General features: G+C 61.6%; 25 protein-coding genes and 1 other RNA gene. 4 read left to right on the forward strand and 22 right to left on the reverse strand.

The window, feature by feature from the left end:
* Positions 1–331: 331 nt before the first annotated feature.
* Genes infB through Q0K02_RS01490 form a run of 4 tightly spaced genes read right to left on the reverse strand, consistent with a single transcriptional unit; the run spans position 332 to position 5,566 of the window.
* A complete protein-coding gene (infB, locus tag Q0K02_RS01475; protein WP_294484277.1) occupies positions 332–3,418 on the reverse strand; it encodes a translation initiation factor IF-2 in 3,087 nt (1,028 codons plus the stop codon).
* Positions 3,411–3,653 carry a DUF448 domain-containing protein gene (locus Q0K02_RS01480; protein WP_294484278.1) on the reverse strand — a complete coding sequence of 81 codons (243 nt, stop codon included), beginning with the start codon at positions 3,651–3,653 and terminating at the stop codon, positions 3,411–3,413. Before Q0K02_RS01480 ends, infB begins: the two co-directional genes overlap by 8 nt.
* Positions 3,654–3,656: 3 nt before the next feature.
* Positions 3,657–4,937: a transcription termination factor NusA gene (nusA, locus tag Q0K02_RS01485; RefSeq protein WP_294484279.1), complete on the reverse strand. Its 1,281-nt coding sequence runs from the start codon at positions 4,935–4,937 to the stop codon at positions 3,657–3,659.
* Positions 4,934–5,566, reverse strand: a complete 633-nt coding sequence (locus tag Q0K02_RS01490; protein ID WP_363315654.1) for a ribosome maturation factor — start codon at positions 5,564–5,566, stop codon at positions 4,934–4,936. Before Q0K02_RS01490 ends, nusA begins: the two co-directional genes overlap by 4 nt.
* A gap of 501 nt (positions 5,567–6,067) precedes the next feature.
* Between Q0K02_RS01490 and Q0K02_RS01495 the strand changes: the two genes are divergently transcribed.
* Positions 6,068–8,356, forward strand: coding sequence for an anaerobic ribonucleoside triphosphate reductase (locus Q0K02_RS01495; RefSeq protein ID WP_294484280.1), 2,289 nt, complete (start codon positions 6,068–6,070; stop codon positions 8,354–8,356).
* An 11-nt stretch (positions 8,357–8,367) separates the two neighbouring features.
* Complete coding sequence (nrdD, locus tag Q0K02_RS01500) at positions 8,368–8,553, forward strand: anaerobic ribonucleoside-triphosphate reductase (protein WP_294484282.1); 186 nt, start codon at positions 8,368–8,370, stop codon at positions 8,551–8,553.
* 867 nt (positions 8,554–9,420) lie between these two features.
* On the opposite strand, the gene nrdG is transcribed toward nrdD, so the two are convergent.
* The 12 genes from nrdG to Q0K02_RS01560 all read right to left on the reverse strand — a co-directional run bounded on the left by nrdG (position 9,421) and on the right by Q0K02_RS01560 (position 18,738).
* Positions 9,421–9,951, reverse strand: a complete 531-nt coding sequence (gene nrdG / locus Q0K02_RS01505) for an anaerobic ribonucleoside-triphosphate reductase activating protein (protein ID WP_294484283.1) — start codon at positions 9,949–9,951, stop codon at positions 9,421–9,423.
* A gap of 1 nt (position 9,952) precedes the next feature.
* Positions 9,953–10,837 (reverse strand): hypothetical protein, encoded by an 885-nt coding sequence (locus tag Q0K02_RS01510; protein ID WP_294484285.1) that lies wholly within the window; start codon positions 10,835–10,837, stop codon positions 9,953–9,955.
* Between the two features lie 169 nt (positions 10,838–11,006).
* Positions 11,007–11,276 (reverse strand): hypothetical protein, encoded by a 270-nt coding sequence (locus tag Q0K02_RS01515; protein ID WP_294484286.1) that lies wholly within the window; start codon positions 11,274–11,276, stop codon positions 11,007–11,009.
* A 62-nt stretch (positions 11,277–11,338) separates the two neighbouring features.
* Positions 11,339–13,045 (reverse strand): putative sulfate exporter family transporter, encoded by a 1,707-nt coding sequence (locus Q0K02_RS01520; RefSeq protein ID WP_294484287.1) that lies wholly within the window; start codon positions 13,043–13,045, stop codon positions 11,339–11,341.
* Positions 13,046–13,287: 242 nt separating this feature from the next.
* Positions 13,288–13,947: a tetratricopeptide repeat protein gene (locus Q0K02_RS01525; RefSeq protein WP_294484290.1), complete on the reverse strand. Its 660-nt coding sequence runs from the start codon at positions 13,945–13,947 to the stop codon at positions 13,288–13,290.
* Positions 13,944–14,348, reverse strand: a complete 405-nt coding sequence (locus Q0K02_RS01530; protein ID WP_294484291.1) for a hypothetical protein — start codon at positions 14,346–14,348, stop codon at positions 13,944–13,946. Before Q0K02_RS01530 ends, Q0K02_RS01525 begins: the two co-directional genes overlap by 4 nt.
* 2 nt (positions 14,349–14,350) lie before the next feature.
* Positions 14,351–15,019: a YkgJ family cysteine cluster protein gene (locus Q0K02_RS01535; RefSeq protein WP_294484293.1), complete on the reverse strand. Its 669-nt coding sequence runs from the start codon at positions 15,017–15,019 to the stop codon at positions 14,351–14,353.
* A gap of 196 nt (positions 15,020–15,215) precedes the next feature.
* Positions 15,216–15,539: a 4Fe-4S dicluster domain-containing protein gene (locus Q0K02_RS12350; RefSeq protein ID WP_346665535.1), complete on the reverse strand. Its 324-nt coding sequence runs from the start codon at positions 15,537–15,539 to the stop codon at positions 15,216–15,218.
* 18 nt (positions 15,540–15,557) lie between these two features.
* Complete coding sequence (thrC, locus tag Q0K02_RS01545; protein ID WP_294484297.1) at positions 15,558–16,997, reverse strand: threonine synthase; 1,440 nt, start codon at positions 16,995–16,997, stop codon at positions 15,558–15,560.
* 103 nt (positions 16,998–17,100) lie between these two features.
* Positions 17,101–17,883, reverse strand: a complete 783-nt coding sequence (gene hisF / locus Q0K02_RS01550) for an imidazole glycerol phosphate synthase subunit HisF (RefSeq protein ID WP_294484510.1) — start codon at positions 17,881–17,883, stop codon at positions 17,101–17,103.
* Between the two features lies 1 nt (position 17,884).
* Positions 17,885–18,520: an imidazole glycerol phosphate synthase subunit HisH gene (gene hisH / locus Q0K02_RS01555; protein ID WP_294484299.1), complete on the reverse strand. Its 636-nt coding sequence runs from the start codon at positions 18,518–18,520 to the stop codon at positions 17,885–17,887.
* A 38-nt stretch (positions 18,521–18,558) separates the two neighbouring features.
* Positions 18,559–18,738, reverse strand: a complete 180-nt coding sequence (locus Q0K02_RS01560; RefSeq protein ID WP_294484301.1) for a hypothetical protein — start codon at positions 18,736–18,738, stop codon at positions 18,559–18,561.
* 237 nt (positions 18,739–18,975) lie between these two features.
* Between Q0K02_RS01560 and Q0K02_RS01565 the strand changes: the two genes are divergently transcribed.
* A complete protein-coding gene (locus Q0K02_RS01565) occupies positions 18,976–20,016 on the forward strand; it encodes an aspartate-semialdehyde dehydrogenase (RefSeq protein WP_294484304.1) in 1,041 nt (346 codons plus the stop codon).
* A gap of 849 nt (positions 20,017–20,865) precedes the next feature.
* On the opposite strand, the gene hisG is transcribed toward Q0K02_RS01565, so the two are convergent.
* From hisG to Q0K02_RS01595, 6 genes are all read right to left on the reverse strand, one after another.
* Positions 20,866–21,771: an ATP phosphoribosyltransferase gene (gene hisG / locus Q0K02_RS01570; RefSeq protein ID WP_294484306.1), complete on the reverse strand. Its 906-nt coding sequence runs from the start codon at positions 21,769–21,771 to the stop codon at positions 20,866–20,868.
* 10 nt (positions 21,772–21,781) lie between these two features.
* On the reverse strand, positions 21,782–22,186 hold the full coding sequence (gene hisI, locus Q0K02_RS01575; protein ID WP_294484307.1) for a phosphoribosyl-AMP cyclohydrolase: 405 nt from the start codon (positions 22,184–22,186) through the stop codon (positions 21,782–21,784).
* Positions 22,187–22,258: 72 nt separating this feature from the next.
* On the reverse strand, positions 22,259–23,821 hold the full coding sequence (gene rny / locus Q0K02_RS01580) for a ribonuclease Y (protein ID WP_294484308.1): 1,563 nt from the start codon (positions 23,819–23,821) through the stop codon (positions 22,259–22,261).
* Between the two features lie 147 nt (positions 23,822–23,968).
* Positions 23,969–24,150: non-coding RNA, 6S RNA (gene ssrS, locus Q0K02_RS01585), on the reverse strand.
* Between the two features lie 28 nt (positions 24,151–24,178).
* The gene (locus Q0K02_RS01590) at positions 24,179–24,466 is read right to left on the reverse strand and encodes a cell division protein ZapA (protein ID WP_294484309.1); all 288 of its coding nucleotides are present in this window, start codon (positions 24,464–24,466) and stop codon (positions 24,179–24,181) included.
* Between the two features lie 14 nt (positions 24,467–24,480).
* Positions 24,481–24,744, reverse strand: coding sequence for a cell division protein ZapB (locus Q0K02_RS01595; protein WP_294445633.1), 264 nt, complete (start codon positions 24,742–24,744; stop codon positions 24,481–24,483).
* 270 nt (positions 24,745–25,014) lie between these two features.
* On the opposite strand from Q0K02_RS01595, the gene Q0K02_RS01600 reads away from it, so the two are divergent.
* Complete coding sequence (locus tag Q0K02_RS01600; protein WP_294484311.1) at positions 25,015–25,713, forward strand: hypothetical protein; 699 nt, start codon at positions 25,015–25,017, stop codon at positions 25,711–25,713.
* Positions 25,714–26,369: the final 656 nt, after the last annotated feature.

Consider the following 26,369-nt stretch of genomic DNA (forward strand, 5'->3'; position numbering starts at 1 on the left):
CCGCTCCCTCAGCACGCTTTCTCCCCCGTGCGCCGCGCCGAAGAACTCGGAACGGGAGGCAAGCGGTCCCCATCGACTCCGGCGCCGACGCGCCTTCCAGAGCCCCTCTCCGCCGCTCTCCCGCGCTCTGCGCTTCCCTGAGTCTCTTTGCTCAGGTCTTTCGGCTCCGCGCCGCGCAGGGCGCTCCACGGCCCGCAGATTTTTGCAGGCGGATTTTCTCGCGCAAATGCCGAGCGACAAAAAAGGGCGGAAAGATCGCTCCTTCCGCCCTTCAGGGTATGTCATTGTCAGACGGCAGACGCCGCCCGTTCAACGCGTGTGTTTAGGATCATCAGTCCAGAGAGGCCGCTTCCTCCACCACTTCAAAGGCTTCGATGACGTCGCCGACCTTGATGTCGTGGAAGTTGTCGAGGCCCACGCCGCATTCAAGGTTGCGCACGACTTCGCGGGCGTCGTCCTTGAGGCGCTTGAGGGAAGCGATCTTGCCGGTGTACACCACCACGCCGTCGCGCAGCAGGCGCACGTTGGCGGTGCGGGTGAGCTTGCCGTCCGTAACCATACAGCCCGCAATGAGGCCGACCTTGGGCACGGAGAAGGTCTGACGCACTTCGGCCTGACCGAGATACACTTCCTTGGACACGGGAGCCAGCAGGCCGGCCATGGCGCTCTTGATCTCGTCCACCAGCTTGTAGATGATGTCGTAGAAGCGGATGTCCACCTGTTCCTGCTCGGCCACTTCCTTGACCTTGGCCGTGGGACGGACGTTGAAGCCGATGATGATGGCGTTGGACGCCGCAGCCAGCATGACGTCGGATTCCGAAATCGCGCCCGCGCCTCCGTGGATGATGTCGATGCGCACCTTGTCGGTGCTGAGCTTGCGCAGCGACTCGGTAATGGCTTCCAGAGAGCCCTGCACGTCGGCCTTGAGCACCACGTTGAGCACCTGCGTTTCCTGCGCGTCCGCGCTCTGCTTGAGGAAGTTTTCAAGGGTCACGCGGGACACCTTGGCCAGTTCCTTTTCGCGCAGCTTGGTGGCGCGGGATTCGGCAATGCGGCGGGCCGTCTTTTCGTCTTCAAGACACACGAACTCGTCGCCGGCTTCCGGCACGCCTTCAAAGCCCTGAATTTCCACAGGCATGGAAGGTCCGGCTTCCTTGATCTTGCGGCCCTGATCGTTGAAGAGCGCGCGCACGCGGCCGGAGAACACGCCGCACACGAACACGTCGCCCTGATGCAGCGTGCCTTCCTGCACCAGCACGGTGGCCACGGGGCCGCGGCCCTTGTCGAGCTTGGCTTCCACCACGTGACCGCGGGCGGGCTTGTCGGGATTGGCCTTGAGTTCCAGAATTTCGGCCTGAAGGGCGATGAGTTCCAGAAGATCGTCGAGGCCCTTGCCCGTCTTGGCGGAAACCATGGCCACCACGGTGTCGCCGCCCCAGGCTTCGGGCTGCAGGCCGAGTTCGGAGAGCTCGCGGAGCACGCGGTCGGGGTTGGCGGTTTCCTTGTCTATCTTGTTCACGGCCACCAGAATGGGCACGCCGGCGGCGCGGGAGTGGTTGATGGCTTCGCGGGTCTGTTCCATGACGCCGTCGTCGGCGGCAACCACGAGCACCACGAGGTCGGTCACCTGCGCGCCGCGGGCGCGCATGGCGGTGAAGGCCGCGTGACCGGGCGTGTCGAGGAACACGATGTCGCCGCGCTTGGTCTTCACGAGATACGCGCCGATGTGCTGCGTAATGCCGCCCGCTTCGCCGCTGGTCACGCTGGTCTTGCGGATGGCGTCGAGCAGCGAGGTCTTGCCGTGGTCGACGTGGCCCATGATGGTCACCACCGGAGGACGGGGCTTGAGCATTTCGGGCGTATCCACCACGGTGGGCACGAGGTAATCTTCTTCGGAGAAGCCCACCTTTTCCACTTCGTAGCCGAATTCCGAAGCCACGAGGGTGGCGGTGTCGATGTCGAGGGCGTTGTTGATGGTGGCCATCACGCCGAGACCGAACAGAATCTTGATGACTTCGCTGGACTTCACGCCCATCTGATGGGCCAGTTCCGACACGCGGATGGATTCTTCCACGCGGATCTTGCGCTTGGTGGCCTTCATGGGCTGGGTGGACTGGCTCACCGCCTGATGCTGCTGCTTCTTGGGCTTGTGCGAGCGGCGGGTGCGGACCATGCCCTCGTCGTCGTCCATGTCCGGGCCGCCGTGACGACGGCTGAAATCGTCGGCGTCCTGCGGGAAGTCGGTGGAACGACGGCTCTTGCTGTTGCGCTTCTTGCGGCTCTGCTCGTTCTCCATGGGAGGCTGCTGGCCGAAGGGAGGCGTGAAGGAACCGCCGGAAGAGCGGCCGCCCGCCGGACGATTGCCGGAAGGACGATTGCCGCCGGAGCGGCGGTTGTCGCGATTGTCTCCGTCGCGGCCGTCACGGCCGTCGCGACCGTCGCGGGCGTCGGGACGGGAGGAACGCGCGTCGCGGCGGCCTCCGTCGCGGCGATTGTCGCCGTCGCGGGAAGAGCGGTTCTCCGAGGGAGACGCGGGACGAATGATGCGGGCCTGCGTGGGATCGGGGCGGGAAATGACGCGCACGCGGGGCGTGCCGTCGGCGGCGGGCTGAGCCTTCTTGCGGGCGTCTTCGCCTTCATGTTCTTCGGAGGCGTGACGGCGTTCCTGCACGGGAGGCAGCAGGCTGGGCTGGGAAGAGCCTTCCGGCTCGGCGGAAGCCGCGGGAGCTCTGCGGGCGCGTTCGGGCTTCGCCGGTTCGGCCGAAGCGGCGGGACGCGCTTCCGGGTTTTCCTCCTTCGCGGGAGCCGGGGCGGGGCGGGGCGTCACGATGCGGGCCGCGGGAGCCTCCGTCCTGCGGGCGGGGGCCGTCTTTTCCGCAGCCTCGGCGGGCTTTTCCACCACCTTGGCCGCAACGGGCTTTTCCGCCGCGCTCTTTTCCGCAGCGGGCTTTTCGACCACAGGCTTCTCCACCACCTTGGCGGCGGGAGCAGGCGCGGCGGGCGCGGGCTCCGGAGTCACCACGCGGGCGGGGCGCACAATGCGCGCCACAGGCGCGGCTTCGCGGGGCGTTCTGGCCTTTTTCGGGGCCTTTTCCGCGGCGGGCGCGGCCTTTTCCGCAGCTTCGGCTTCGGGAGCGGCGGGAGTCTGGGCGGCGGCGGGCGCCGCGGCCTTCTCTTCGACTACGGGAGCGGCAGGAGCTTGCGCCGCTGCCGGCTTGGAACGACGACGTATAATAACGTCCTTGCGGACAACTTCCACAGAGGCCTCCGACTTTTTAACCTTGACTTTTTCGTATTCTTCCGGGGAGATGGACCCTTTCACCGTCTTTTCTATCCCGGCCTCGCGCAGGCGGGCAACAAGCTCTTCGGGCTTCATGCCCTGTTCGAGCGCGGCATCTTTTATCTTTATCTTATCCATGCTTTCTCCCCTTGTGAGATTTGCGCCTGAATTTCATACCCGCAAAACGCTCCCGGCAGACCGGATCATCGCACACGTACCAGCCTCGTCCGGGCCTGGTCTGCGCGTGATCTGCTTCAAGGCCGTTGCCGGCGGCAGCGCCTTCCGGGGCAGACACATGACGCAGGAGCCGCGACTTGGCAAAACGCCGTCGGCATACGACACACATGCGCACGGGCTCCTGCCTGTTCTCCATGCTCTATTCCTCTCCGGCTTCCGCCTTTTCCTCTTCGGCGCCTTCGCCTTCCACCACGGGGCTGAGGAAGTTCACGGCGGCGCGCAGATCGGCAATGCGCGCGGCGGAAAGCTCAAGCTTTTCGGCAAGCTCGTCGTCCGAAGCGGCGCGCAGGGCGTCGAGAGAACGGAAACCGGCGTCCATCAGTCTGTCCACGGGAATCTCGGCCACGCTGGCCACCTGTTCCAGACCGCGACCGGCGGCGTTGGCTTCGTGGTAGCGGGACTCGGTGAAGATGTCGATCTTCCAGCCGAGGAGCTTGGCCGCGAGCTTCACGTTCTGACCCTTGCGGCCGATGGCGTTGGTGAGCTGATCGTCCGGCACGGTGACTTCCAGAAGGTTGGAAGCCTCGTCCACGTTGATGCGCGACACCAGAGCCGGAGCCAGCGCGTTGCGGGCGTAGGTGGCGATATCGGGGCTCCACACCACGATGTCGATGCGCTCGCCGTGCAGCTCCTGCACGATGTTCTGAATGCGGGATCCGCGCACGCCCACGCAGGCGCCCACGGGATCGATGTCGCGCTCGCGGGAGAGCACGGCCACCTTGGCGCGGGAACCGGGATCGCGGGCCACGCCCATGATCTGCACGCTGCCGTCGTCCACTTCGGGCACTTCGCGGCGGAAGAGCGCGGCCATGTAGTCGCGGTGCGCGCGGGAAATGATGACCTGCGGGCCGCGTCCTTCGCGGCGCACGTCGATGATGAGCGCCTGAATGCGGTCGTTGCGCTTGTAATGTTCTCTGGGAATCTGTTCCTCGCGGGGCAGCAGAGCCTCGGTGCGGCCCAGATTGATGACCCAGCCGCCCTTGTCGCGGCGCTGCACCATGCCGCTCACGATTTCGCCCACGCGGTCCTTGAATTCCTCATAAATGAGTTCCTGCTCGGCGTCGCGCATGCGCTGGATGATGACCTGCTTGGCGGACTGGGCGGCAATGCGGCCGAGATCCTCCACCTTGAGGCGGAAGCCCATTTCGTCGTCGATCTGAATGGAAGGATCGTGCTGACGGGCCTCTTCCAGGGAAATCTGAGTGAGCGGATCCTCCACCTCGTCCACGACGAACTTGAACTGGAACACCTCGATGTCGCCGGTGTCGTCGCTGTAATGCACTTCCACGTCCAGATCATCGCCGTACTTGCGGGTCACCGACGTGCGCACGGCTTCCTCAAGAGTGCTGATGAGCATATCGCGATCCAGCCCTCTGTCCTTGCTGATCTGTTCAATGGCTTTCTTCAGTTCCAGGCTCATGCTTGCTTACCTCCGCCTTTGCCGGCAGCTTTTTTCGCGTTCTTTCCGGCTCCGGGCTTGCTGGTGTCAGGAAAAACAGGGACGAGGCGCGCCTTTCTTACCCAGTCCCATCGAATGGAAACATTGGAGGGAACGGGCTTTTCGCCCGCAACGGGCGCAAGAAGCACCTCCACGACGAAGGCGTTTTCCGAAGCGCTCACGAGCGGTCCCCGGAACTTGCGCCGACCGGCGATCTCGGGATGGGGATCCGCAAGAGTCACGTCTATCTCCTGCCCGACGTAGGGAGAAAGCTGCGCGGGCTCAAAGAACAGCCGATCCATGCCCGGGGAGGACACTTCCAGCACCCAGGCGTCGGCAAACACCTCGTCGACCTCAAGGGCCAGACCCACCATACGGGAAATTTCCGCGCACTGATCCACGGACACGCCTTCCAGCATGCCGTCCTCACCGTTGTTGCCGTCCTCGGCAACGTCGCCGCCGGCGGGGGCGTCCACATACACGCGCACCACGGTGCGCCCGCCCGCCACAACCTCGATGCCCCAGAGCATCAGGCCGAACGACGCGACGACAGGTTCCGCCGCCTCGCGGACGCGGCGGACGATCTGTTCAGGAGAAAGTCCTTTTCCCATGTATCATACCTTATATAATAAAAAAAGGGAGGCCGTCGTCAGGCCACCCCTACCAGACCGCCTTGCGCGGTGCATCAGGATGTAGAAAGACAGGGCTGAATCAGACCCCGCCTTCCACTGCGTGAAGACGTTTTACCCATGACGACGGCCCTTGTCAAGAGCTCCTCCGCGCCCCCCCGCTGCACAAAAATTTTTTTGGGCCGCCCGGGAGCCGCGCCCCGAGACGAATCTCATCATGAGAGTATCGGATAACCGTCAGTTCTTTTCCGAACGACGCTTGACCCACTCCCCTCGGCAGGCTAGGCTCTTCTTCTCGGGTCGGAAAACATGCCTTTTCATCCTGACTCGGCGCAGTAAAAAACCTTGCGCCGCAAGGCATGAGTCCCGAGTATTTTTGTCTTTATATCCGCGCAGTTGCCACAAAAGCCGGGTGACTGCGTCTTTTCCCGGACTCTCCGGGATTCCCCAGGCTTCACAAGGAATACACAGGACACACAGGTTATGATTCGCTTCATCAAAAAACGCGATTCTCGAGTGGTTCCCTTTGACATCGCCAAGATAGATGAGGCGATCTTCCGAGCGGCGAAGGCTCAGGGCGGCACCGATCGCGCCATGTCCCGCAACCTCGCCGATCAGGTGCTCGACATGCTCGAGGCCGAAGGCGGCGACACGCCCGACGTGGAACACGTGCAGGATCTCGTGGAAAAGGTGCTCATCGAAGCCGGTCATGCCCGCACCGCCAAGGCGTATATTCTCTACCGCAACGAACGCACCCGCGTGCGCGAAATGAAGACCAGACTCATGAACACGCTGAAGGATCTCTCCTTCACCGACGCCAAGGAGCTGGACCTCAAGCGCGAGAACGCCAACATCGACGGCGACACGCCCATGGGCACCATGCTGCGCTACGGCAGCGAGGCCGCCAAGGCCTTCTACAAGAACTATCTGCTCTCGCCCGAATACAGCCGCGCGCACGAGGAAGGCGACATTCACATTCACGACCTCGACTTCCTCTCCCTCACCACCACCTGCTGCCAGATCGACATCAAGAAGCTGTTCAACGGCGGTTTCAACACCGGTCACGGCTTCCTGCGCGAACCCAACAGCATTCAGTGCGCGAGCGCCCTCGCCTGCATCGCCATCCAGTCCAACCAGAACGATCAGCACGGCGGCCAGAGCATTCCCAATTTTGAATACGGTCTCGCTCCCGGCGTGGCCCGCAGCTTCATCAAGAACATCGACCTCGCCCTCGACATGCGCGACGCGCCCGAAGACTTCCGCAACGAAGTGAAGACCGCGCTGCGTTCCCGCGCCTTCCCCACGGGCGAATACGCCTCCTTCCGGTCCATCCTCAACGAGGAAGGCCTCGACTTCGTGAAGCAGCAGCTCATGACCCGCCTTTCCGAAAAGGAAGCCGCCCACGTCATCGACAAGGCCCTCGCCAAGACCGACAAGGACACCTATCAGGCCATGGAAGGACTGATCCACAACCTGAACACCATGCACAGCCGCGCCGGCGCTCAGGTTCCCTTCAGCTCCATCAACTACGGCACCGACACCACGCCCGAAGGCCGCATGGTCATCAAGAACACCCTGCTGGCCGAAGACGCGGGTCTCGGCAACGGCGAAACGCCCATTTTCCCCATCCACATCTTCAAGGTGCGCGACGGCTACAGCTTCAACCCCGGCGATCCCAACTACGATCTGTTCAAGCTCGCCTGCCGCGTGTCCGCCAAGCGCCTGTTCCCCAACTTCTCCTTCATGGACGCGCCCTTCAACGCCCCCTATCTCAGGGGCGACGATCCCAACCATGAAGTAGCCTACATGGGCTGCCGCACCCGCGTCATGGCCAACCGCTACGACCCCGAACGCGAAACCACCTTCGGCCGCGGCAACCTCTCGTTCACGTCCATCAACCTGCCCCGCCTCGGCCTCAAGCACCGCGGCGACGTGGAAGGCTTCTTCGAGGAACTCAACGAAAAGATCGATCTCGTGTTCGGTCAGCTTCTCGAACGCCTCGAAATTCAGAGCCACAAGCGCTGCCGCAACTATCCCTTCCTCATGGGACAGGGCATCTGGCTGGATTCCGAAAGCCTGGCCCCCGGCGACGAAGTGGGCGAAGTGCTCAAGCACGGCACCCTGACCACCGGCTTCATCGGCCTCGCCGAATGCCTGAAGGCGCTCATCGGCGTGCATCACGGCGAATCCGAGGAAGCGCAGGAACTGGGTCTGCGCATCGTGCGCACCCTGCGCGAGCGCTCCGACGCCAAGGGCGAGGAAACCGGACTGAACTTCACCGTGATCGCCACCCCCGCCGAAGGCCTCGCCGGCCGCTTCGTCAAGTACGACCGCAAGCTCTTCGGCAGCATTCCCGGCATCACCGACAGAGACTACTACACCAACTCGTTCCACGTTCCGGTGTACTTCCCCATCAACGCATTCAACAAGATACGCCTTGAAGCCCCCTACCACGCCCTGACCAACGGCGGCCACATCAGCTATGTGGAAGTGGACGGCGATCCGCTCAACAACCTTGAGGCCTTTGAAGACATCGTCAAGGCCATGAAGGAAATGGGCATCGGCTACGGATCCATCAACCATCCCGTTGACCGCGATCCCGTATGCGGCTATACCGGCATCATCGGCGACGTCTGCCCCCGCTGCGGCAGACACGACGGCGAAGGCATTCCTCTTTCCGTTCTGAAACAGATCAAGGGCTACATCCGCGACAGCCGCACCAGCGACGAACGCAGCGAAGCCCATGACAAAATTCCGAATATCAAACTCTAAGGAGCGTTCTCATGATCCATTGCAAGTCCGATGTGGCTGCCACCACCGATCAGATTCTCGTCGGTTCCAATGTCAAGTTCGAGCGTATCCGCCGCATCACCGGTTACCTCGTAGGCACCCTCGACCGCTTCAACGACGGCAAGGCCGCGGAAGAGCGTGATCGCGTCAAGCACTGCAGCATGGACAACTGGAAGTAATCCGGTCCTGCAGCTGAAAAACATGCGGGGACGGGCCTTTTGGGGCCCGTCCCTTTTTTCATGCCAAAAGCGTGAGGAACTCTCGCCGCCTTTCCAAAGCGCCTTGCCTGAGCCCTTCCGCGGCGCCGGAGCCTCGCTCCGGCGCGACTTCCCCGATTTTCCGGTTCCCCAGAATTTCTCTGGATCTCCACGGGGCCGCACGCGCCGTCTGAGGCGCAGAAAGCTCCGGCCCGACTTCCTTATGAAAAAAGCGAACACTGCGCCGCAGACGGGCCCGTGAGCGCGGAAAACGGCCATGCCTGACGCCCCCGCGGACAGACTGCCCGCGAGACATCCGCCCGCCACGCCTTCAGGCGTCCCGTCTTCCCCGTCCGACATTTCAAGCACGACGGATCGCCCGTTCCGCCGCATGGGATGCACGTTCCATCGCACGCGCCGCGCCCCCAACCTTTCCGACATTCCAGGCACGGCAGGCTGCGCTTTTTTGCTCCGCGCCTCCCCCTTCGTCTGCCGTTCCAGAGCAGCGGACTGCGCCTTCCGTCATGTTCCACTAGGGGTCTGCTCATCTGCCGAATCCCTCCCGCAGCCCCGGCTCCGCCGGATACGGCACAGAAGCCCCCGAAACGTCTTGCCGACGCCGGGCCGTCTCCCGACCTCCGCGCCGACTCCGAAACGTTCCGCCTCAGCCCGCCAGCGCCTCCGTTCCGCGCCCAAAAGCCTGACGCTTCACTGGCAACGCCGCCAAAAGCGCCTGTGCGCCGAACGAACGCGTCCGCCCGCGGACAAAAGACCATGAAAAAACGCGGGAAAAAGCCGCCCCCGAAAGGGCAACTCTTCCCCGCGTCATACGTCAAAAGGCAAAAATGCCTAGCGCTCGATGCTGCCGTTCAGCGCGTCCAGCACGGGCGTCCACCCGGCCTCTCTGGACGCGGCCAGATTCAGAATGCGCTGATTGCGCGAACCGCGGAAGCGCAGCTCCAGCGATTTTTCCTCCTCAATGAACGGCCCGTCCACAAGAAGATCCAGAAGGGAAAGCAGTTCGCGGCAGCCGGGCTTCGGCAGAAGCTGCTCGAAGGTGTAGCCGCTGAACGCCATGAGATGATAGCCGCGCCGCTTCAGTTCGGCGGCCAGAGGCAGCAGCGCCTGCGCCTGCTCAAAGGGCTCGCCGCCGCTGAAGGTGATGCCGTGAACCAGGGGATCGCCCTGAATGCGGGCCAGAACGTCCTCAGCCGAAACCAGCGTGCCTCCGTTGAAGTCCCAGGTCTGGGGATTCTGGCAGCCCTTGCAGTGCGTGCGGCAGCCCTGAAGAAAAAGCACGAAGCGGAGCCCCGGTCCATCGACGATGGACTCCTCGATGACGCCCGCCACGCGCAGCATGATGTCCTTCAGAGCTTCCATGTTATTCCTTGTTCGGTTCGGGAATGACGCTTTCTTCCGTTGCCGGAGCCACCTTGCCTTCGGTGTCGTCCACGCGGCCCTGCATCCAGAAAATCATGTCCACGTCGTCGCCTTCCTTGGGCTCGTAGCCCTTGTAGCAGATACGCTCGGGCGCGTAGATGATGGCATAGACCGGCTTTTCGGGATTGCCGAAGCCCACGCCGAAACGATAAATCTTCATCTGCGACTTTTCCGGCCCGAACATGAAGCTGTCCACATCAAAGATTCTGGCGCGGCACTGATACTCGCAGCAGTGATCGGTGATGTCGATGATCGTTTTGCCCTTGAGCGGAATCTTGAGCGCAGGCACGTCGAGACGGGTCTTGTCGGGATGCTGCTTCATCCATTCCAGGGCGTGCTTTTCATAGGCGGGGCCCTGGGTCACGGTCAGTTCGTCGAGAAGGGCGCGGCGGATGCCGTAGCACAGGCCGGAAAGGAGAAAGTTGAAGCTCTTGTCCTTCACGTCTCCGGCTCCGTCGCGGAAAAACAGCGGCGCGTAGAACCAGAACGGCGGAAAATCGTCGGTTCCGGCAAGAATTTCGCCGGCGTGCTCGCCCTTCCAGGGATAGACGTCCCTGACGGTGAGCGTGTTGGAGAAGCCTTCCATGAGAGGAGCCACGGCCACGGCGGAGAGCTTGCCGTCCGGCTTGCCCGCCATGAGCACCGACGAGCGCAGAAGCGACTCGCTCGGCCAGGCCATGAGCATGCGCTCCACCTGTTCGTCCTTCATGCCCCACACGGGGCGGCTGCCGCCGAGCTCCAGAGTGGTGGCCATCACGCCGACAACCTGCCTGGCATCAACTCCGAGGACAAACCACTTGTCCCCCATGCTTTCAATATGCTGCATATGACTTTCCATGGTAATTGAGATTCCGACGCGCTTTCCCTGCCGGAAAACGGCGTCGAGGGAGAGAATAGCACAGGGGACGCCGGCAGAACAATAGAAACCTGCCCCCTAAAAAAAATGCCGAAGGCAACCGCCTGCGGCATTTTACATTTTCCGAACAGGAAAAAAACTACAAGGAAGAGGCCCGAAGCTCTATGGCCTTCTGCACAGCCTCGCGGGAGGCCATTTCGCTGTCAAGCGATACAGGCACGTCCGTATAGTAAATGGCTCCCGCCGAGATGTCGAACCTGGCCTGCTGATCCCTCGAGTGCCGGAGCGGCGGCACCACGTCGTACACCCAGGGGAGGAACTCCCCCAGAAACAGCCATGTGACTATGCTGAGCGCCACAAGCTTGAGCCATGCGACCTTTCTGCTGGAAGAAGAGGAGAGAGAAATCATTTTCAAAAAATCCAGTGTCCGCACCGCCTTTCGACGGTGCGGACCGAGTTCAACGGTTCAGGTTAGATGCTGGCGGTGATTTCCGGGAACACCTTGTAGAACATGATCCAGGCCATCAGCAGGGTCAGAGCCAGGTTGAAGGACTGACCGCAGACGTACAGGATGATGGGCTTGCCGCCCTTGAAGTAGCCGGCGAGTTCCTTGAAGTTGGTGGCCAGACCGATGGAGATGAAGGCCAGGGCGAAGAACCAGCCGCGCAGAGGCACGGTGATCTTGTTGGTGCCGTTGGAGATCAGGGCGTTGCCGAGATCAGCGCCGAGGTTGCCGGCGATGGTGGACAGCACGATGGAGGCAGCGAGGAAGCCGATGACGAACTTGGGGAAGCGGTTCCAGATTTCCATGGGACCGACCTTCGTGCCTTCTTCATGGGCTTCGACCTTGGTGGCGAAGTAGATGGCCACGCAGAAGGCGCTCACGCCGATGAGCACGTTCTGGATCATCTTGATGGTAGCGGCGACCTGCAGAGCCTTGGGACCGATGAAGGCGCCAGCGGCGGCCACGGAGCCCGTGGCGTCGATGGTACCGCCGATCCAGGCGCCGCCGAGCACTTCAGGCATGCCCACGGCCTTGATGAAGGCAGGCATGACGATCATCATGATGGCGGTGAACACCATGGAGAGGCCGACGGAGAGGGTCAGTTCTTCCTTCTTGGCGCGGCAGGCGGCGGCCACGGCGATGGCGGCGGAGGTGCCGCACACGGACATGTCGGCCGAAATGGTGATGTTCAGGGTCTTGGAGGGCATCTTCAGCACGGTCTGGCCGAAGATGTAGGTGGAGATGAGCACGATGGGCGTCACCACCCAGGCCACGAAGATGCCGGGGATGCCGATGGCGAGAATCTTGTTGAAGAGCACTTCGGCGCCGAGCAGCACGAGGCCGGCCTTGATGAAGTATTCCACCTGCACGGCGGGCTTCATCCACTTGGGCGTGCCGATGGTGTTGGCCACCACCATACCGACGATGATGGACCAGATTTCGGCGTTGAGGCCGTAGGTGGCCGTGGGCTTGTAGCCGCCGAGGAAGTTAGCGAACACGCACAGCACATACACGCCGATGAAGCCGATGAAGTACTGAACGACGTTGGCGCCCATGACGCCCATGCCGACGGCGGTGATCACGCCCAGGCTGATGCCGAGAATGATGAGGCCGGGAATGAGGTTGGTGTCGGAGCCGATCTTGGCCTTGGCCTTGGAAGCGGCGCTGTCGGCCTTCTGCCAGTCGGCGATGGCGGTTTCGGCGGCCTTGTTCAGGTCGGCGTTCTGGAAGGAGGCGGCGGAAGCGGCGTCCTGCGCGGCCTTGGCGACGGTGAGAGCTTCGGCGGCAGCCTTGGCGGCGGCTTCAGCGGCGGGCTTGGCCGATTCGTCCGCGTGCGTCACGAAGGAGTTCATCGGATTGCCGGACCACTTCGCGGGAGTCTTGAGGTAGCCGATGATGGTCTTGGCGGCGGGCAGCTTGTTGCCGGCCACGGCCTTCTTGCCGGCCTGGGCCTGAATCAGTTCGATGGTTTTGATGGGCTTGGCCTTCTCAGCGGCGATAACGGCGTCGTACTTGCTGAGCTGGGCTTCGATGTCGGCACGGCCGTTCATCATGATGAGACCGGAAATGATCAGGATGAAGAAACCGATCCAGATCGCCCAATAGTCTTCCTTCAGCCAGAGGTCAGACCATTTTGCACGGCCATCGTCAACGACAATGTTCTCATTAGCCATAAAAAGTCCCCTGCTTAAAAAATTAGAAACAAACTCTCCTCAGGCCCATTTGTACCTTCAATAACAAACTCATGCCCCATTGACAAGTATTTGTCTGATAGTTGCCGCTTTTCGAGCAAAGAACTCATGCGCCCACCGGGCGTCTTCGTCACGAGTCCGACATAAAAAAAACCGGCGACAAAGCCCTGTTATGCAGACTTTGCGCCGGCAGGAAGGCGGCTTGCCGCCCCGAAAAAAAATTGTTACGCAGTTTCGCCGGAAGCCTTTTCTTCGGCCTTGGCGCAGGCTTCCGTCAGCAGCTTCCAGTAGTCGTCGGCGACATCGTAACCGAATTCACACGCTTTTTCCGCGTATTCCTTGGCTTTTTCCACTTCGCCGAGTTCAAAGCAGGCCAGCGAGAGGTTGTTCCACGCGGGAGCGAAGGACGGTTCCTGCTGAATGACCATGCGGCTCATTTCGGCGCTTTTTTCGTATTCGCCCTTCATGTACAGGGCGGAAGCGAAGGTGGCGCGGGCCTGCAGGTACTTGGGATCCCAGGTCAGGGCCTTGTGCAGGGCGGCAATGGCCTCGTCCACTTCGCCCTTCTGCAGATGCACGAAGCCGATGTTGCCCCAGGCGACAGGGAACTTGGCGCGGCACTGGGCCGCTTCCTTGTTGTACTGCATGCAGCCGTCGAGATCGCCGCGGCGCAGGCAGAGGCCGCCGAGCTGCACGAACGCTTCGGCCATGTGACCGGAGTTGCGAACGGCGTTCAGAAAGCATTCCTCAGCCTCGGCGTAGTCGCCGAGAGAGAGCATGGCCACCCCGAGATTGTAGTGGTGGATGGCGCACTTGGGATCTTTTTCGATTTCTGCCTGAAGATCGTGAATATACTCGTGAATATCGGTATAACGGTCTTTCATTGAACGTGACCTTCCTTCTTTAGGAGTTCATGGTACCAGGCGGCGAATTCATAAGCGCCCAGGAACTTGTCCTGCTTGTTCACCACGCCGATGGCGGCTTCCATGGCGCCCTGAATGAACGCTTCGCTGGATTCTTCCGATTCGCCGGAGAGCTGCGCCTCACATTTCTTGGCGCGCATAAATTCCTTCATGAGCTGCTGCGCCGTGCGCTTGGTGACGTCGGTGCGAATTTCCACAGGATCGTTGGGCTCGGGGAAAGGATCCCACTTGTCGTAGCCTATGCGGTCGATGAACTTGCGCCGACGGGGCGAAATTCTCTCGTACAGATCGCGCTTGAGCTTTTCCTCTTCGGCGGTAAGCTCGCGGGGCTTTTCGCTGCGCAGAATGGAAGCAATGGACATGGCTACTCCTTGGGAACGGGACCGACGCCGAGATAGGCGTCATCGTACTTGGTGATGAGCGCCATGGACACCGGAACGTACACGCGGTGCAGTTCGCGGAAACGCGAGCCTATGGCCGCGCCGATGCGGCGGCTCATGTCGGCCAGACGATCCTGAATGCGGTCGAGGGCCACGGTGGGATAGGCCTGTCCTTTTTTGAAGCGGCATTCTCCGCACACATGCGCCTTGCCGTGTATGGAGGTGGGAATGCCGTAGAGCCGGCAGGTGATGGGCCGGTGCTCATAAAGCAGGCAGGTGTCGTCGAGGCCGAGAAGAGGGCAGCGCACCCGTTCCCTGGCGGCTTCCACCATGATTTCCTCGTCGGACATGCCCTGTCTGGCCTGCTGGAAATAGTGATGCTTCAGCCGGGCAAGCTGCCGGTCGGCGTCGCCCGCGGCCTGAAGCACGGCGGAACGACGAATGCCGAAGTCAAATTCCTTGTTGAACGCCCGGTTCAGCGCCATGGCCTCCACAAGGGAAAGATCGAAGGCCGCATGGCAGCAGCTGCTGCAGCCCGAGGCGCAGGCCACCTCTTCAGGATACTGGTTCTTCACTCGCTCGAAAAGCTGATCGGCCTGCGCGGCAAGCTGATCATATTCCTGAAAAATAGCGTCCAATTCCGGGTTGGTCATCATAGTTCCCACTGAAAAACGGTTAAAAAACCGCCGGATGAGCAACGCCCATCCGGCGGCAACAGGCTCACATGGGCCGCTGCAGGGCAGCGGTTCAGTCAGCGTTGCGGATGACTCCGATCATCCGCCGGCCTTCGGCGCAAGCGCGTCGGGCCCGGACGGCCTGAGCCGCCCTCGCCGAGGAATTCCTCAGGCGTTAGTCTTCTTCGATGGTGATGGCGTCGTGTTCGCAAACGCCGGTGCAGGATTCGCAGCCAAGGCATTCTTCAGCGTTCACGGGATCGCTCTTGCCGTCGTGCATTTCCCAGACGGAAACGGGGCAGATGTCCACGCACTGGCCGCAGCCGACGCACTTGTCCGCATCAAAAGTAATCTTGTAGCCCATAACAGCCTCCAGTGTTCGGCCGAACAAGGTTCGGCGCAAGTTAATAATTCCGAGTTGAGCGGATACGCCGTCCGGAGTATCCGATGCATGAGGGATAGCCTGTGCGACACACGCTGTCAAGCGGCATCTCCTCAAAACGCCGGGTCTTCCGGCTCATTCCGCGGCCTTGAGTCCGGCGGCCTTCGCCACCGCCAGCGCCGCGGCTCTGGTGAACTCTCCGGCGGGCAGCGCGGCGCGCTCTTCGGCCGTGAGCAGCAGCTTCGGATGATTCACGAGTTCCGGCCGGGCCTTCACGCCGTATTCGGCGGGGAAGGAATCTTCAAAATACATGTTCTGGAATCCGGCGAACTTCAGGGCGTGGGCCGTGGAGTCGAGCACGCAGAATTCGTTCCCGCCGAGCAGGCCGAGTTCCTGCGCCTTCAGCATGCCGGCAAAGCTCTCGCCGCCCTGCGTGCAGGCGATGTGACCGTGACGGTTGGCCAGAATCATGGAGTCCATGATGGCCTGTTCGGTCACCTGCACCACGTCGAAGCGGCCGCCGAGCGCCTCGAACTTCTCCACGAGATTGCGCACCCGGGGGAAAGACACCGGATTGCCTATCATGGCGGCCTGCGCCACGCTGGGCTGCACCGTCACGGCATGGTATTCGCGCTTTTCCCTAGGCTGGCTGTAGTATCTCCACACCGGATCGGCGTGTTCGGACTGCACGCCCACAATGTGCGGAAGTTCTTCAATGATGCCGAGGCGGTACATCTTGAGGCAGGCGGAAATCATGGACGTGATGTTGCCCGCGTTGCCTATGGGCATGAAGAGCGCCTTGTCCTTCATGTTCCAGGCGTACCACTGAGCCACTTCGTAGGCGTAGGATTCCTGACCAAGCACGCGCCAGCTGTTCTTGGAATTGAGAAGGGCCACGCGGTAGTGTTCGGCGAGGTATTCGACCACCTTCATGCAGTCGTCGAACACGCCGGGCACTTCCAGCACCTGCGCGCCGGAGCCGAGCGGCTGGGAAAGCTGGGCGGGGGTCACCTTGCCGTGGGGCAGCAGCACCACGGTGCGGATGGGCGCGCCCACATAGGCCCCGTACATGGCCGCCGCGGCCGAGGTGTCGCCCGTGGAGGCGCAGATGGTGAGCACTTCCTTCCAGCCGTTTCTGCGCACGAGCGACTTGAGATAGCTGTACGCGCCGGCCATGCCGCGGTCCTTGAACGAGGCGCTGGGATTCATGCCGTCGTTCTTGTAGGCGAAGCGGCGTCCCACCTTTGCCTGAAGCTCCGCCGACGCCTCGACGATGGGCGTGTCGCCTTCGCCGAGATACACGATGTCTTCTTCTTCCAGCACGGGAGCCATGAGCTCGTAGAAGCGGAACACGCCGCGCAGGGCCGTGGTTCGGGTGGCGCGGCGGGCGTCGAACAGATCGCGCCAGTACTGCGCGCCCTTTGCCTTCATGTCGTCGAAGTCGAGATCCTCAAGAAGAAGGACTCCTCCGCAGTCGGGGCAGGTGTAGAGCAGGGCGTCCACCGGATGGCGATGGCCGCAGTTCATGCATACGTATTCCATGCGCGCGCGGCGCGTGGGGAAATCCTGTGACATATCATACTCCTGAGTGATGGTCGAATCTGAGGCGCAAGCATAGAATGTTTGCCGCCCGGCCGCAACAACTTCCGGGCCGGACGACAAAAAACGACGCGTCCGGTTAGATCCGGCGCACCGGCACGCCGGCCTTTTCCATATAGTCCTTCAGTTCGGCGATGGTGTACTGGCCGTAATGAACAATGGAGGCCACGAGCGCCGCGGAAGCGCCGCCGCGGGTGACGGCGTCCACGAGATGCTGCGGAGCGCCCGCGCCGCCGGAAGCGATGACGGGAATGGTCACGGCGTCGCAGATTTTGCGGGTCAGGTTGAGCTCGTAGCCGTCGAGGGTGCCGTCGGCGTCGATGGAGTTCACGCACAGCTCGCCCGCGCCGAGCTCTTCGCAGCGGCGCGCCCAGGCTATGGCGTCGATCCCCATGGGCTTGCGGCCGCCGTGAATGACGATTTCATAGCCGGAAGGGCAGGCTTCGCTCACGGGAACCTGCTTCACGTCCATGCCCACCACCACGGCCTGCGAACCGAAGGCGTCGGCGCCGCGGCTGATGAGGTAGGGATCCTTCACGGCCGCCGAGTTCACGGACACCTTTTCCGCGCCTGCGAGCAGCACGGCGCGCATGTCCTCCACGGAAGCGATGCCGCCGCCCACGGAAAACGGAATGAAAATGTTGCTCGCCACCTTTTCTACCACGTCGAGAAAGATGCCGCGCGCCTCGCAGGAGGCCGTAATGTCGTAGAAGACTATTTCGTCCGCGCCTTCCTCATAGTAGCGGCGGGCGGTTTCCACCGGATCGCCGATGTCCACGTTGCCCGCAAACTTGACGCCCTTGGTGAGGCGTCCGTTGCGCACGTCGAGGCAGGGAATGAGTCGTTTGCTCAGATGGCTGATTTCAGACACGGGCGGCCTCCTGACAATAGCGATAGAAGTTCGTCAGCAGCGCAAGCCCGGGGCGGCCGCTCTTTTCGGGGTGGAACTGCACGGCCCACAGGCCCGGACGTCCGTACATGGCCGTGAACTCCACGCCGTAGCGGCACGTGGCAATGACGAGCTCCGGCGCGGGAACGGTGTAGTAGCTGTGAACGAAATAGAAACGGGCGTCGGGAGACACGCCTTCCAGAAGCCGCGAGGGACGGCGCACCTCAAGGGTGTTCCAGCCCATGTGCGGAATGCGGATGGGTTCCCCGCCGTCGCGCCATTCCGGCTGGAAGCGACGGCATTCGCCGGGCACGATGCCGAGCGTTTCGGCGTTGTTTTCCTCGCTGCGTTCGAGCAGAATCTGGCAGCCGAGGCAGATGCCGAGCAGGGGCTTGCCTTTGGCGACCACCTCGCGCAGCACCTTGTCCATGCCCGTGGAGACGAGCTGATTCATGGCCTGACCGGCCGCGCCCACGCCGGGAAAGATCACGCCTTCCGCGGCAAGAATGACCGAAGGATCGGACGTAATTTCGGCGGGTATGTCCAGAGAACGCAGCGCCCTCAGAACGCTGGTCTGGTTCCCCGCCTTGTAATCGAGAATGGCAAGCATCGGGATGACCTGTGTTGTAAATGAACCGCTCCGGAGAGCTAGAAACTGATGCCGGTACGGGTCCGGCTCGACATGTGGGAAGGCGAACTTCCCGTTCTGAACACCGTGGTGATATCGCCATCGACCTTGACGCTGTCGAAGGTGTCTTCCTGCATGCAGCCCGTCAGAAAGAGCGTCGTCAGCATCAAAAGAGCGAGCGGCACAAGAAACGTTTTCATGTCGCATCCTCCTGCGGTCATCATAACCAAGACGTAAAACAGCGCAAGCCCTTCCCCAGCGGCGGAACAAAAAAGAAGTCGTATTTTCAATACACTGATTTTATTGGTATTATTTTGTAAGATTAAAGAAAAAGCACGCATGACTTGACAGTTCTTCATCTCGGGTGCAAACATGCGTTTTACAATAATGAAAAACTTGCCCCTTATGCAGGTTTTGCAACAGGAGAATTGCCCGCCATGAAGAAGTCCCTGAACGTTGCTGTGTGCGGCGCTACCGGCGCCGTCGGCCGCGAAATGCTTAAAACCCTTGCCGAACGCCATTTTCCCTGCGCTTCCATCACCGCTCTCGCCTCCGCCCGTTCCGCCGGAACCCGCGTTCCCTTCGGAGACGACGAAATTACGGTCAAGGAACTGACGAAGGACTCCTTCAAGGGCATTGATCTGGCCATCTTTTCCGCCGGCGGCAGCGTATCCACCGAATTTGCGCCCTATGCCGTGGCTTCCGGCTGCGTGGTGGTGGACAATTCCAGCGCCTGGCGCATGGACGAACGCTGCCCCCTCGTCATTCCCGAAGTGAACCCCGACGATCTGGAAAAGCACAACGGCATCATCGCCAACCCCAACTGCTCCACCATTCAGATGCTGGTGGCCCTCAAGCCCCTGCACGACGCTGCCAAGATCAAGCGCATCATCGTGACCACCATGCAGGCCGTGAGCGGCACGGGCAAGAAGGGCATCGACGAACTCGAAACCCAGGTGCGCCGCCTCTTCAACATGCAGGACGTCGAACCCAAGGCCTACCCCCATCAGATCGCCTTCAACTGCCTGCCCCACATCGACGTCTTCCAGGCCAACGACTACACCAAGGAAGAAATGAAGATGGTGAACGAAACGCACAAGATGCTCGATCCGAACATCCGCGTCACCGCCACGTGCGTCCGCGTTCCCGTGTTCTACGGCCATTCCGAATCCGTGAACATTGAAACGGAAAAGAAGCTCACCGCCGCCGAAGCCCGTGTCATTCTTTCCCAGGCTCCCGGCGTGCAGGTGGTGGACAACCCCCGCGCCAATCTCTATCCGCTCGCCATCGACGCCGCCGGCGAAGACGACGTGTTCGTGGGCCGCATTCGTGAAGACGAAAGCTGCGACAACTCCCTGAACATGTGGATCGTGGCCGACAACGTGCGCAAGGGCGCGGCCCTCAACGCCGTGCAGATCGGCGAAGAACTGCTCAAGCGCGACCTCGTTTCCGTGGTCAATCCCAAGATGTTCCTGTAGTCCTCCAACCGACAGGAAAAAGGCCGCCGTTCCCGCAAAGGACGGCGGCCTTCTTTTTTGCCCTCGCGCAGAGCCGATGTTCCGACAGGCCATCCGCACCGGGAGGGAAATCTGTGCCGAACCGGAGGGGAAAACGGCTCCCAAAGGGGAAAAGCGCGCCGGGAGGGACCATCGCCGACGGGCGCGGCCGCAAACGGCGAAGTCGCCATCCACGCCGAGGAAAAGATGAGCCCAAGAAAGAGGTTCGGATGCGCGGAAGAGCCCCGGAGTCGAGAGAGTCGGGGATGGAGACGGGAGACATCTCCCAGAGGCGCGTGAGGTGTCTAAGGGCAGGAAGCCGAAAGGGCAAGAGGCGAAGAGAGGCGCGAGGATAAGGAAGGAGGGAACGCCCGGAAGGACGTGACGTTGAAAAGGTCTTGCGCCGCAAGCAAGCGCCGCTGATCTCCGCATCCGGCGCTTCCGCCAGTGAAGACCGCATGTTTCCGCCCTGCGTGCTCACGCGCAAATCCGCATCCGATGCCCGCGCAGGAGAGCGCCTTCGGCTCGTTTGTGCGTCGTTCCGCGAAAGCACGCCTTCGCACGGCAGATTCCCTTTCGCGGCCAGCGGCACACGCCGTCACGTTCAAGCCCTTCCGCACACAGTGTTCCGAGCATGCGATCGCGCCGCACAGATGTCGCTCGAAAGACGCCGCCCGGATGGCTCTCGAAAACCGTTGCTCCGCCGCGCGCCGGCGGCAACCCGCCGTCGACAACGCTCCGCTTTTCCGCGCGCCCCCGCACAGACGAAAAAGCCGGAAGCAACCATCGTCGCTTCCGGCCGTTCATCGTTGTCGGGACAACGTCAGAAAACTAGATAACCTTGTTCAGGCTGTATTCCAGAATGCCTTCCGCGCCCAGCGCATGCAGCTGAGGAATCAGATCACGCACCACGTGAGTGTCCACCACGGTTTCCAGCGACACCCAGGCCGGATCGCGCAGCGAGGCCACGGTGGGGGAGTTCAGGGCGGGCAGCAGGCCGAGAATGGCGTCAAGACGGGCGGTGGGCGCGTTCATCTTGAGGCACACGAAGCTTTCCGCGCGCAGCGCGCCCTGCAGCAGCAGATCAATCTGCTCGATCTTGCGGCGGCTGTCGGGGTCGTTCCACACGTCGCGGTTGGCGATGAGCACGGTGTTGCTGGCCATCACTTCGTCGATGACGCGCAGGCCGTGCGCGCGAATGGTGGTTTCGGTTTCCGTCACTTCCACGATGGCGTCGGCCAGGCCTTCCACAACCTTGGCTTCGGTCGCGCCCCAGGAATAATTGATCTGAACCGGCACGCCCTTCTTCTCGAAATAGCGGGTGCTCACGCCCACAAGTTCCGTGGAAATGCGCTTGCCTTCCAGGTCGGCAGCGCACTGATAGGGGGAATCGCCGGCCACGGCGAGCACCCAGCGGGCCTTGCGGTTCGACACCTTGGAATACACGAGGTCGGAAATCACCACCACGGGGGCGTCGCTGTCGTCCTTGCCGCCGTAGGCAACGCCGCGCTCTTCCAGCCAGTCCTTGCCGGTGAGGGCCACGTCGAGAATGCCGTTCTGAATGTATTCGGGAATTTCCTGCACGCGGCACAGACGGGCCGTCAGTTCAGGATCGTCGATATCGGGAAAATAGTTGCGGACATGTTTATGAATCTTCCAACCGGCCCTGTCGAAAAGGGCGATGGTGGCTTCTTCCAGAGAACCTTTGGGAATGCCGAGCTTGAGCTGAGCTTTCATGAGATGAGCCTCACTTCTTGTACACTTCTGCAGGGTCAAACACCTGCGGGCAGCAGATGGTCGCTTCGGAGCTGCCGGGCGTGAGCCGCCGATAAAAACAGCTGCTTCTGCCGGTGTGGCAGGCGGAACCGCCCACCTGCTCGATTTCCAGCACCACGGCGTCGGAATCGCAGTCGAGGCGGATGGCCTTGACTATCTGAACGTTGCCGGAACTCTCTCCCTTGTGCCACAGCTTCTGACGGCTGCGGCTCCAGTAATGGGCCTCGCCGGTGGCGAGCGTGGCTTCCCAGGCTTCCCGGTTCATCCAGGCAAGCATGAGCACTTCGCCGGTGGCGGCGTCCTGCGCCACGGCGGCGATGAGGCCTCCGGACTTGGAAAAATCGGGAACGAAGTCGGACGGAGCTTGAAACTTCATGGAACGATATCCTTCTGTAACGTGCGTTGTGAACGCCGTTATACGCTGCAATGATGACGCCAGTGTGATGATTTACTTGGCAAAGCCCACGGCGCGGCGCTCGCGGATGACCGTGACGCGTATCTGACCGGGGTAGGTGAGGTTTTCCTCGATCTTGGCGGAAATGTCCTTGCAGAGCAGATAGGTGCTGTCGTCGTCCACGTTGTCGGAATTGACGATGACGCGCAGCTCGCGGCCCGCCTGAATGGCGTAGGACTTGGCCACGCCCTCGAAGGAATCGGCAATGTTTTCCAGATCCTCAAGGCGCTTGACGTAGTTCTCCAAAAGTTCCTTGCGCGCGCCGGGCCTTGCGCCGGAAAGAGAATCCGCCGCCTGCACGAGCACGGCGAGCGCCGTTTCGGGATGCACGTCCTCATGATGCGCGGCGATGGCGTGAACGATGTCCTTGCCTTCGCCGTACTTCTTGGCGATGTCCGCGCCGATGAGCGCATGGGAGCCTTCCACTTCATGATCCACGGCCTTGCCGATGTCGTGCAGGAGACCTGCGCGCTTGGCGCGCTTGATGTCCATGCCGAGTTCGGCGGCCATCATGCCGCAGAGGGCGGAGACTTCCAGAGAATGCTGAAGCACGTTCTGCGTGAAGCTCGTGCGGTACTTGAGCTGTCCGAGCAGACGGATGATGTCGGGATGAATGCCGTGAACGCCGGCGTCGAAGGTGGCCTGTTCGCCCACTTCGCGGATCTGCACTTCGAGTTCCTGCTCGCACTTGTGAACCACGTCCTCGATGCGGGCGGGATGGATGCGGCCGTCCTGAATGAGGCGTTCGAGGGCCATGCGGGCCACCTGACGGCGGATGGGGCTGTAGGCGGAAAGAATCACGGTTTCCGGCGTGTCGTCGATGATGAGATCCACGCCGGTGGCGGCTTCGAGCGCGCGGATGTTGCGGCCTTCGCGGCCGATGATGCGGCCCTTCATGTCTTCGCTCGGCAGGGTGACGGCCGTGACGGTCTGTTCGCCCACGTAGTCGCCGGCGTAGCGCTGAATGGCGCAGGCCAGAATTTCCTTGGCCTTTCTGTCGGCGGTTTCCTTGGCCTCGGTTTCGATGACGCGCATCATCTTGGCGGCTTCGTGGCGGGTACGCGATTCAATTTCCTCGAACAGGCGGGTCTTGGCCTCTTCGGCCGTCAGACCGGAAACTTCCTGAAGGCGGCGTTCCTGCTCGTCGAGCTTGGCCTCCACCTGCGTTTCCTTTTCGGCGAGCACGCGCTCGCGCTGGGTCTGTTCCTTTTCCTGCGCCAGAATGTCGTGTTCCTTCTGCGTGATGCGCTCCATCTTCTCTTCCATGCGGTCGCTGATGTCCTGGAGCTTTTTCTCACGGTTCTTGAGGGCGCGTTCCTGATCCTTGCACTCCATCTCGAAGGCGTGCTTCTGGCTGAAAATTTCGTTCTGTCCCTGAAGAAGAATTTCCTTCTTCTGAGCCTGCGCTTCCTTGCGGGCTTCTTCCACAATGCGGCTGGCCAGATCGTTGGCCTCGCCGATGCGCTTGGTGGTCATATGCCGCTGTATGCAGACGCCCAGCAGCGCGCCGGCCACAAGACTGACCAGCGCGAAGGCGTAAATAACGATATCATCCATGATAATTCCTGTAATATGCTGACGGGCAAAACCCGATATGTCCGAAACGGCCGGAAGGCGCGCCGGATTGTCGCGGACTCGCCGCGCTCCGAAAGGGGAGGGAGAATATTCCGCCTCAGGGGGCGAACAAGTGCGGAAGAAGGAAAAAAGGAACCCGGGATGCCGTGAAAAGCTGCTGGCACGAGACCTTGTGGTCTCCAAGTGGGCGCCTGTCCGAGACTTCAGGCTGCCCGCCTTGGGCGGGTATGCACACCATCTCGGAGACTGGCTCCCTGCTAACGCTAGTGAGGCCGGCGCAAGCCAGCTCCTCACGCACATCCCAGGGAATATGGGCTGCCGGAACGCTGCCGGATCGGCTCAGGAAGCCGTATCCGTCTTCTCCGGCGTGTTTTCCTTCAAACTCTGCAGCAGCTCGTCGAGCCGGGCGTCTTCCCGGCTGCGGCGCTCCTGCAGTTCCAGCAGGTCGTCCGCCATGCTGATGAGCAGCATGACCAGCAACCTGTCTCTGCCGAACTGGCCGCCCTGCGCCTTGACCCTGCTATATCTTTCCTCCACGTACTTTCTGGCTCTTTCCACCCGTTCGGGATCGGCCTCGGTACGGAACGCGACCTGCAGGTCGCAAAGGTCAAGATGATAGCTGTGCATGCGGCCGCCCGCCATTAACCGTTCTGCTGCGGTTCAGCGGCAGGCAACGTATCCTGAATACGGCTGATGAGCGCATCGACCCTGTTGCAGGCCTCGTCGCGAACGCTGCGTTCGCGGTTGAGCTGCTCCTGAAGCTCCTCGGAAGCCATCTGCCCGAGCTCCAGGTCTTCACGAAGACGCTTGCCTTCCTCACGGAGCTGATGATTTTCCTCCCGGAGTCGGTCCAGTTCCTGGATGAGACTATCGATACGCTGCGCCAGCAGTTCCAACTTTTCCATAACTCTTCTATCTCCTTGAGAACCGGCGGGAAACAATCAGCGCCGATTCCGAGCATTTTTGTACATGCCGGGCGTTTTCCGGCTTTTTTGCAAGTGCGCAGAGAACATGGAATGACGGCAATGTTTCTTCTTGCGCTCTTTCCTTATTGATAAACTATGGAGGCCGGATGAGCAAGTAGATAAAGCGCTCACTATCGGCAAACTTCGCAGAAAAAACAAAAAAGACGCGGCCGAAGTTCCGGTTCCGAAAGTACGGGCTCGGGACCGGCCGTGATTTCAGAGAAAAAGCCGGACGAGCGCTTGGAAAACGCGCTCCGCGGCGGAAAATTCGGGAGCGCGGAGGGCATTCTCAGCGCCCGGAGCGCCGAACGCCGCCTCTCGCGCCGCGACGGCCTTGCGGCGCACCCGCAAACGGAACCAAGCGCATCCGAAAAGGACGCTTCGGCGGCAAGCAGAAGCAGGCTCGCCGAGCCTGAGACGAGGGCAGAAGTGCTGCCCCGGGCAAAGCGCAGCAAGGAGGCGTTTCCAGGAGCGGGAAAAACGAAGGATGCGCAGCAGCGCACAGACGGCGTGCCTGCCGCCGGAGCCGAAGGCAGACGGGGAAACCGCGCTGAAAAGGGGCGCGACGGCAGCAAGAAGGGCGGCAGGCTTTCGGCAAAACATCGCCCGTCAGAAACAACGCCCGCAGACGGGGAAGGGCCTCATGTCCGAAAACCCCTTCATCCGACGGCAGGACGGCGGACATCAGGGCAGGAAAAACGCTCCGGCAATCCGGGGACGGCCTGGAAGGACAAGCGATCCGCGGCGAACGCGGTTTCTCATCGTCAACGGCAACGTGCGCCGGAAAACGCCTTCGGCCACCGAATCGACGTCCCATGCCCGACGACGCCGCATCACCGCCGAACGCGCGGCAAGCAAAGAATATCCCTCGCGTGCCGTGCAAAGAAGTCGTACGGAAAGAGAAGATGACGACGCCGTCGGCAAGGAGCCCGGCCCGCGCGGCGAGGGAGAGAGCCCCCGGCAGCAGCGTGAATGCGCTGAAGACGCCCCGGGCCTTCGTCAAAGCACTGTCGCCGTTCCGCAACATTGCGGAGCTTGTGATAAAGATATCGAAATATAATACATTATCATCTTAAATACGTTTTTGTTTCACTCTTGTTCCAACAGGACCTTCGGCTCCGCACCCCCGCGCCCGAAGCGCCTTTTTTCAAGGTGTCCGGCCTTCTTTCCGGCTTTCCCGACCGCTCCCAGCCGAGACGCCGAGACCGTTCTGGAACTTCCTGCCGAGCGACTTCAAACGCAGCGGCAAAACACTGCGCCGGTTTTCGCCATGTTCCGAAAGGCCCGAAGTTTTGTCTGCGGCGCAAGGACTGCGCCGACGCGCGCCGCTCAGAGAAAGGCAAGCCCCGGTAAGCCTGCGGCACAGCGCCGTCCCGGCGGCAAGCCGCTGGAGACAAAAACACGCAAACAGCATGCTCCCAAAAGCTGCGCTCCTGCGCGGCAAGGCCGCCCGCAACCGAAAACACGGTCGAAGCCGCGTTGTCGGCGTTCAATGCGACCGCTGGCTTCCGGCGTTCAAACGAAAAAGCCCGCCGAAAGTCGGGCTTCCGGCGGGCGAAAATGCA

It is taken from the genome of uncultured Mailhella sp., from assembly GCF_944324995.1.
Lineage (GTDB): Bacteria > Desulfobacterota > Desulfovibrionia > Desulfovibrionales > Desulfovibrionaceae > Mailhella.

Bases quoted from the DNA above. Each gene is read 5' to 3' on its own strand.
- infB (WP_294484277.1), bottom strand. From the start codon at position 3,418: ATGGATAAGATAAAGATAAAAGATGCCGCGCTCGAACAGGGCATGAAG.
- Q0K02_RS01480 (WP_294484278.1), bottom strand. From the start codon at position 3,653: ATGGAGAACAGGCAGGAGCCCGTGCGCATGTGTGTCGTATGCCGACGG.
- nusA (WP_294484279.1), bottom strand. From the start codon at position 4,937: ATGAGCCTGGAACTGAAGAAAGCCATTGAACAGATCAGCAAGGACAGA.
- Q0K02_RS01490 (WP_363315654.1), bottom strand. From the start codon at position 5,566: ATGGGAAAAGGACTTTCTCCTGAACAGATCGTCCGCCGCGTCCGCGAG.
- Q0K02_RS01495 (WP_294484280.1), top strand. From the start codon at position 6,068: ATGATTCGCTTCATCAAAAAACGCGATTCTCGAGTGGTTCCCTTTGAC.
- nrdD (WP_294484282.1), top strand. From the start codon at position 8,368: ATGATCCATTGCAAGTCCGATGTGGCTGCCACCACCGATCAGATTCTC.
- nrdG (WP_294484283.1), bottom strand. From the start codon at position 9,951: ATGGAAGCTCTGAAGGACATCATGCTGCGCGTGGCGGGCGTCATCGAG.
- Q0K02_RS01510 (WP_294484285.1), bottom strand. From the start codon at position 10,837: ATGCAGCATATTGAAAGCATGGGGGACAAGTGGTTTGTCCTCGGAGTT.
- Q0K02_RS01515 (WP_294484286.1), bottom strand. From the start codon at position 11,276: ATGATTTCTCTCTCCTCTTCTTCCAGCAGAAAGGTCGCATGGCTCAAG.
- Q0K02_RS01520 (WP_294484287.1), bottom strand. From the start codon at position 13,045: ATGGCTAATGAGAACATTGTCGTTGACGATGGCCGTGCAAAATGGTCT.
- Q0K02_RS01525 (WP_294484290.1), bottom strand. From the start codon at position 13,947: ATGAAAGACCGTTATACCGATATTCACGAGTATATTCACGATCTTCAG.
- Q0K02_RS01530 (WP_294484291.1), bottom strand. From the start codon at position 14,348: ATGTCCATTGCTTCCATTCTGCGCAGCGAAAAGCCCCGCGAGCTTACC.
- Q0K02_RS01535 (WP_294484293.1), bottom strand. From the start codon at position 15,019: ATGACCAACCCGGAATTGGACGCTATTTTTCAGGAATATGATCAGCTT.
- thrC (WP_294484297.1), bottom strand. From the start codon at position 16,997: ATGTCACAGGATTTCCCCACGCGCCGCGCGCGCATGGAATACGTATGC.
- hisH (WP_294484299.1), bottom strand. From the start codon at position 18,520: ATGCTTGCCATTCTCGATTACAAGGCGGGGAACCAGACCAGCGTTCTG.
- Q0K02_RS01560 (WP_294484301.1), bottom strand. From the start codon at position 18,738: ATGAAAACGTTTCTTGTGCCGCTCGCTCTTTTGATGCTGACGACGCTC.
- Q0K02_RS01565 (WP_294484304.1), top strand. From the start codon at position 18,976: ATGAAGAAGTCCCTGAACGTTGCTGTGTGCGGCGCTACCGGCGCCGTC.
- hisG (WP_294484306.1), bottom strand. From the start codon at position 21,771: ATGAAAGCTCAGCTCAAGCTCGGCATTCCCAAAGGTTCTCTGGAAGAA.
- hisI (WP_294484307.1), bottom strand. From the start codon at position 22,186: ATGAAGTTTCAAGCTCCGTCCGACTTCGTTCCCGATTTTTCCAAGTCC.
- rny (WP_294484308.1), bottom strand. From the start codon at position 23,821: ATGGATGATATCGTTATTTACGCCTTCGCGCTGGTCAGTCTTGTGGCC.
- Q0K02_RS01590 (WP_294484309.1), bottom strand. From the start codon at position 24,466: ATGCACAGCTATCATCTTGACCTTTGCGACCTGCAGGTCGCGTTCCGT.
- Q0K02_RS01595 (WP_294445633.1), bottom strand. From the start codon at position 24,744: ATGGAAAAGTTGGAACTGCTGGCGCAGCGTATCGATAGTCTCATCCAG.